Origin of the sequence: Shigella sp. FC1661 (assembly GCF_001712525.1) — a bacterium.
Lineage (GTDB): Bacteria > Pseudomonadota > Gammaproteobacteria > Enterobacterales > Enterobacteriaceae > Escherichia > Escherichia coli.
In genome coordinates, this window is the sequence record NZ_MDGW01000129.1 from 1 (window position 1) to 6,343 (window position 6,343).

Here is a 6,343-nt window from a genome sequence, read left to right on the forward strand (position 1 = left end):
GGCGCACGTCTTCGGTGAACGCACTCTGGCCACACTGGAGCGTCTTCTGAGCCTGCTGTCGGCCTTTGAGGTCGTGGTATGGATGACGGATGGCTGGCCGCTGTATGAATCACGCCTGAAGGGAAAGCTGCACGTTATCAGCAAGCGTTACACTCAGCGCATTGAGCGACATAATCTGAATCTGAGACAACATCTGGCAAGGCTGGGACGGAAGTCACTGTCGTTCTCAAAATCGGTGGAGCTGCATGACAAGGTCATCGGGCATTATCTGAACATAAAACACTATCAGTAAGTTGGAGTCATTACCTTATTTTTGCGTTGCCCGCCGGTATTTTGGGGAGTCTTGTTCTGCTATTACTCTGGCTACGTATTCGACAAAACTATTTGTCTCCCAAACGCAAATTGCAACGCGCTCTAGAAAAACATCAACTTTGTCTTTATTACCAGCCAATAATCGATATCAAAACAGAAAAATGTATCGGCGCTGAAGCGTTGTTACGTTGGCCTGGTGAGCAGGAGCAAGTAATGAATCCGGCAGAGTTTATTCCGCTGGCAGAAAAGGAGGGGATGATAGAACAGGTAACTGATTATGTTATTGATAATGTCTTCCGCGATCTGGGCGATTACCTGGCAACACATGCAGATCGCTATGTTTCTATTAACCTGTCGGCCTCCGATTTTCATACGTCACGGTTGATAGCGCGAATCAATCAGAAAACAGAGCAATACGCGGTGCGTCCGCAGCAAATTAAATTTGAAGTGACTGAGCATGCATTTCTTGATGTCGAAAAAATGACGCCGATTATTCTGGCTTTCCGCCAGGCTGGTTACGAAGTGGCAATTGATGATTTTGGTATTGGCTACTCTAACTTGCATAACCTTAAATCATTGAATGTCGATATTTTGAAAATCGATAAATCGTTTGTTGAAACGCTGACCACCCACAAAACCAGTCATTTGATTGCGGAACACATCATCGAGCTGGCGCACAGCCTGGGGTTAAAAACGATCGCTGAAGGCGTCGAAACTGAGGAGCAGGTTAACTGGCTGCGCAAACGCGGCGTGCGCTATTGCCAGGGATGGTTTTTTGCGAAGGCGATGCCGCCGCAGGTGTTTATGCAATGGATGGAGCAATTACCCGCGCGGGAGTTAACGCGCGGGCAATAAAACTACAGGCGGTGGCGATAATCGCTGGGAGTGCGATCAAACTGCCGACGGAAAACGCGGGAGAAGGTCTGCTGCGAGACATAACCCAGGTCCATTGCGATATCAAAAATCGGACGCTCGGTGGTGCGCAACTCAACGGCGGCCAGTAACAGGCGACGTTGGCGAATGTAATCGCCAAGCGTCTGATGCGTCACCGTGCGGAACATTCGTTGCAAGTACCACTTTGAATAGCCTGATTTTTTTGCGACTACATCAATGTTAAGCGGCTGGTCAATATGCTCGTCAATCCATGCGATAAGATCCTGAATAATTTTCTGATGGGACATAAATCTGCCTCTTTTCAGTGTTCAGTTCGTTAATTCATCTGTTGGGGAGTATAATTCCTCAAGTTAACTTGAGGTAAAGCGATTTATGGAAAAGAAATTACCCCGCATTAAAGCGCTGCTAACCCCCGGCGAAGTGGCGAAACGCAGCGGTGTGGCGGTATCGGCGCTGCATTTCTATGAAAGTAAAGGGTTGATTACCAGTATCCGTAACAGCGGCAATCAGCGGCGATATAAACGTGATGTGTTGCGATATGTTGCAATTATCAAAATTGCTCAGCGTATTGGCATTCCGCTGGCGACCATTGGTGAAGCGTTTGGCGTGTTGCCAGAAGGGCATACGTTAAGTGCGAAAGAGTGGAAACAGCTTTCGTCCCAATGGCGAGAAGAGTTGGATCGGCGCATTCATACCTTAGTGGCGCTGCGTGACGAACTGGACGGATGTATTGGTTGTGGCTGCCTTTCGCGCAGTGATTGCCCGTTGCGTAACCCGGGCGACCGCTTAGGAGAAGAAGGTACCGGCGCACGTTTGCTGGAAGATGAACAAAACTAAAGCGCCACAAGGGCGCTTTAGTTTGTTTTCCGGTCTTTGTCTTTCTCTCTATCCCGCTGGTACACAGGAGGGTTTCCCCCGACGTCAACACACCTCATTCGAGCACGTGGTGGAGGTTCCGGTTGGTGTTGATGCTTTAATTGTATGTCACCGACGTTTCTTCGCCAGTGTAAAAGTATACTTTTTAACCGCAATATTTTTGTCATCTCAGACGATTTTTTATCGCAATCCTGAACGGTATACGGCTCGATAGCGCTGCAATCTTGCGCACCGACGATAACGTTTGCGCATCAATTGCCTGTTTTTTCATCGTCAAGACAATAAAAGAGAAAAAAGCAGCAAACTTCGGTTGAAAAAGCCGCTATGATCGCCGGATAATCGTTTGCTTTTTTTACCACCCGTTTTGTATGCGCGGAGCTAAACGTTTGCTTTTTTGCGACGCAGTAAATTGTCGCAAACCTGGAGCAGGAAGATAACGTTTCGCTGGCAGGGGATTGTCCGCCACGCATCTTGACGAAAATTAAACTCTCAGGGGATGTTTTCTTATGTCTACGCCATCAGCGCGTACCGGCGGTTCACTCGACGCCTGGTTTAAAATTTCACAACGTGGAAGCACTGTCCGTCAGGAAGTGGTTGCCGGGTTAACAACGTTTCTGGCGATGGTCTACTCGGTCATCGTCGTTCCAGGTATGTTGGGTAAAGCAGGCTTCCCGCCTGCGGCAGTTTTCGTTGCAACCTGTCTGGTTGCCGGACTCGGTTCTATCGTGATGGGTCTGTGGGCTAATCTGCCGTTGGCGATTGGTTGCGCCATCTCCCTGACGGCGTTTACCGCATTCAGCCTGGTGCTGGGGCAACATATTAGCGTACCTGTCGCGCTGGGTGCCGTGTTCCTGATGGGTGTGCTGTTTACGGTAATTTCTGCCACGGGTATCCGTAGCTGGATTTGCGCAACTTGCCGCACGGTGTGGCGCACGGCACGGGGATCGGTATCGGTCTGTTCCTGCTGCTCATTGCCGCTAATGGTGTTGGTCTGGTGATTAAAAACCCGCTTGATGGTCTGCCCGTTGCGCTGGGTGATTTCGCGACCTTCCCGGTGATTATGTCACTGGTAGGTCTGGCGGTGATCATCGGCCTGGAAAAACTGAAAGTCCCTGGTGGCATTCTGCTGACCATTATCGGTATCTCAATTGTCGGTTTGATCTTCGATCCTAACGTCCATTTCTCCGGCGTTTTCGGCATGCCTTCATTGAGCGATGAAAACGGCAATTCACTGATTGGCAGCCTGGACATTATGGGCGCGCTGAATCCTGTAGTCCTGCCAAGCGTTCTGGCGCTGGTGATGACGGCAGTATTTGATGCCACCGGAACTATCCGTGCCGTCGCCGGCCAGGCGAACCTGCTGGATAAAGATGGGCAGATCATCGACGGTGGGAAAGCACTGACCACTGACTCCATGAGCAGCGTTTTCTCTGGCCTGGTGGGTGCTGCTCCGGCAGCGGTATACATCGAGTCTGCGGCGGGTACGGCGGCGGGCGGTAAAACCGGTTTGACGGCTATCACCGTTGGCGTGCTGTTCCTGCTGATTCTGTTCCTCTCTCCGCTCTCTTACCTCGTTCCGGGGTATGCAACGGCTCCGGCGCTGATGTACGTTGGCCTGCTGATGCTGAGCAACGTGGCGAAAATCGACTTTGCTGATTTTGTTGATGCGATGGCGGGTCTGGTTACGGCGGTATTCATCGTGCTGACCTGTAACATCGTAACAGGCATCATGATCGGCTTCGCGACTCTGGTGATTGGTCGTCTGGTTTCCGGCGAATGGCGCAAGTTGAACATCGGTACGGTCGTTATCGCCGTGGCGCTGGTGACCTTCTATGCGGGTGGCTGGGCTATCTAATCTTTCATCGGATTCTGAAAACGGGTGGCAATGGCTGCCCGTTTTTATTTTCTCCGCACATTGTGTGAGCTTTTGCGATATTCTGAAAAAATGAGAATTCAGGCATAACGCCTTTCTCAGATCATAAAAAAACATCGCAAACAGGGAACGCATGGAAATCTTCTTCACCATACTGATAATGACCCTCGTGGTCTCGCTGTCCGGGGTGGTCACTCGTGTCATGCCCTTTCAGATCCCGCTTCCGCTTATGCAAATCGCCATCGGTGCGCTACTGGCGTGGCCGACGTTTGGTTTGCATGTGGAGTTTGATCCTGAACTCTTTTTAGTCTTGTTTATCCCGCCGTTGCTGTTCGCTGATGGCTGGAAAACGCCGACCCGTGAATTTCTCGAACATGGTCGAGAGATTTTCGGCCTCGCGCTGGCGCTGGTGGTGGTCACCGTGGTCGGCATTGGCTTCCTTATTTACTGGGTGGTGCCGGGCATTCCGCTGATCCCCGCCTTTGCGCTGGCGGCGGTACTTTCTCCGACCGATGCTGTGGCGCTCTCCGGGATTGTTGGCGAAGGGCGCATCCCGAAAAAAATCATGGGCATTTTGCAGGGCGAAGCGTTGATGAATGACGCCTCCGGCCTGGTGTCGTTGAAGTTTGCCGTGGCAGTGGCGATGGGGACGATGATCTTCACCGTCGGCGGTGCGACGGTCGAATTTATGAAAGTAGCCATTGGTGGTATTCTTGCCGGTTTTGTGGTGAGCTGGCTGTATGGTCGCTCGCTGCGATTCCTCAGCCGCTGGGGCGGTGATGAACCCGCGACGCAGATCGTTCTGCTGTTCTTGCTGCCATTCGCTTCTTATCTGATTGCCGAACATATTGGCGTTTCCGGCATCCTCGCTGCGGTTGCCGCCGGGATGACCATCACCCGCTCCGGTGTGATGCGCCGTGCGCCGCTGGCAATGCGCCTGCGCGCAAACAGCACCTGGGCGATGCTGGAATTTGTCTTTAACGGCATGGTGTTCCTGCTGTTAGGTCTGCAGCTGCCGGGTATTCTGGAGACGTCGCTGATGGCGGCAGAAATCGACCCTAACGTCGAAATCTGGATGCTGTTTACCGATATTATTCTGATATATGCGGCGCTGATGCTGGTCCGTTTCGGCTGGCTGTGGACGATGAAAAAGTTCAGCAACCGCTTCCTGAAGAAGAAGCCGATGGAGTTTGGTTCGTGGACCACACGAGAAATCCTGATCGCGTCTTTCGCCGGGGTGCGTGGGGCGATCACTCTGGCCGGTGTGCTCTCTATCCCGCTGCTCTTGCCGGATGGTAACGTCTTCCCGGCGCGCTATGAGCTGGTGTTCCTGGCGGCTGGCGTCATTCTCTTCTCGCTGTTTGTCGGCGTGGTGATGTTGCCTATTCTGCTACAACACATTGAAGTCGCGGATCATTCGCAACAATTGAAAGAGGAACGTATTGCGCGAGCGGCAACGGCAGAAGTGGCGATTGTGGCGATCCAGAAAATGGAGGAGCGTCTGGCGGCGGATACCGAAGAGAATATCGATAACCAGCTGCTTACGGAGGTCAGTTCTCGCGTCATTGGTAACCTGCGTCGTCGCGCCGATGGACGTAACGACGTTGAAAGTTCCGTGCAGGAAGAGAACCTTGAGCGTCGCTTCCGTCTGGCGGCATTGCGTTCTGAACGTGCTGAACTGTACCACCTGCGCGCCACGCGGGAGATCAGCAACGAAACGCTGCAAAAATTACTGCACGATCTCGATTTGCTTGAAGCGTTGCTAATTGAGGAAAATCAGTAAGCCGAAAGCGACGTAACCAGGCCCGAGGTAATCTGAAAAAGGTGCAATCTTTTGCACCTTTAACAGGTTAGCTCGGGCTAACATTCATGATTCTAAAACAAATAAGTTATCTCTCTTGTAAAGTCAATTCATTGGCTGTTCTTCGACTTAACCTCAATCTGCGTATTGCATAATATCTGCAGTAATCTTCATAGCGACTGCATTAATATTATCCTCAGTTTGTGACATGCCAGTATGAGAGGTACAATCTTCTTCAAAGAATTTCTGTAGTGTTACCAGGGTATCACTATCAATGGGGATATTTTCCTCTCCACGGAGTATGGAAATGCCCATTCCTTGGACGCTAGCCTCATCAAAATTAACCCGATAGAGACGGGTATTAAACATACAGGGTAATGCTGCCAACTTACTGATTTAGTGTATGATGGTGATTTAAAGGTGCTTGCGTGGCTTCCATTTCCATCAGATGTCCTTCCTGCTCCGCTACTGAAGGCGTGGTGCGTAACGGCAAAAGCACTGCCGGACATCAGCGCTATCTCTGCTCTCATTGCCGTAAAACATGGCAACTACAGTTCACTTACACCGCCTCTCAGCCCGGTACGCAC

General features: G+C 51.2%; 4 protein-coding genes and 4 pseudogenes. 6 read left to right on the forward strand and 2 right to left on the reverse strand.

Features of this window, described 5'->3' with window-relative positions:
* Together BFF42_RS09140 and pdeC are read left to right on the forward strand one after the other, a co-directional pair.
* Positions 1-292, forward strand: a pseudogene (locus BFF42_RS09140) (IS1-like element IS1X2 family transposase); the annotation flags it as partial.
* A gap of 11 nt (positions 293-303) precedes the next feature.
* Positions 304-1,167: pseudogene (gene pdeC / locus BFF42_RS09145) on the forward strand (c-di-GMP phosphodiesterase PdeC); the annotation flags it as partial.
* A 2-nt stretch (positions 1,168-1,169) separates the two neighbouring features.
* On the opposite strand, the gene soxS reads toward pdeC, so the two are convergent.
* A complete protein-coding gene (soxS, locus tag BFF42_RS09150) occupies positions 1,170-1,493 on the reverse strand; it encodes a superoxide response transcriptional regulator SoxS (RefSeq protein WP_000019358.1) in 324 nt (107 codons plus the stop codon).
* Positions 1,494-1,578: 85 nt separating this feature from the next.
* Between soxS and soxR the strand changes: the two genes are divergently transcribed.
* The 3 genes and pseudogenes from soxR to BFF42_RS09165 all read left to right on the forward strand — a co-directional run bounded on the left by soxR (position 1,579) and on the right by BFF42_RS09165 (position 5,738).
* Positions 1,579-2,043, forward strand: a complete 465-nt coding sequence (gene soxR / locus BFF42_RS09155; protein ID WP_000412428.1) for a redox-sensitive transcriptional activator SoxR — start codon at positions 1,579-1,581, stop codon at positions 2,041-2,043.
* A 545-nt stretch (positions 2,044-2,588) separates the two neighbouring features.
* Positions 2,589-3,937 (forward strand): annotated as a pseudogene (gene ghxP, locus BFF42_RS09160) (guanine/hypoxanthine transporter GhxP).
* A 151-nt stretch (positions 3,938-4,088) separates the two neighbouring features.
* Positions 4,089-5,738 carry a Na+/H+ antiporter gene (locus BFF42_RS09165; RefSeq protein WP_000402207.1) on the forward strand — a complete coding sequence of 550 codons (1,650 nt, stop codon included), beginning with the start codon at positions 4,089-4,091 and terminating at the stop codon, positions 5,736-5,738.
* 153 nt (positions 5,739-5,891) lie between these two features.
* Here BFF42_RS09165 and BFF42_RS09170 read toward each other — a convergent pair.
* A pseudogene (locus BFF42_RS09170) lies at positions 5,892-6,125 on the reverse strand (pentapeptide repeat-containing protein); the annotation flags it as partial.
* Positions 6,126-6,184: 59 nt separating this feature from the next.
* Between BFF42_RS09170 and BFF42_RS09175 the strand changes: the two are divergent.
* Positions 6,185-6,343: IS1 family transposase (locus BFF42_RS09175; RefSeq protein ID WP_032277379.1), on the forward strand; the 159-nt coding region annotated here is incomplete at its 3' end.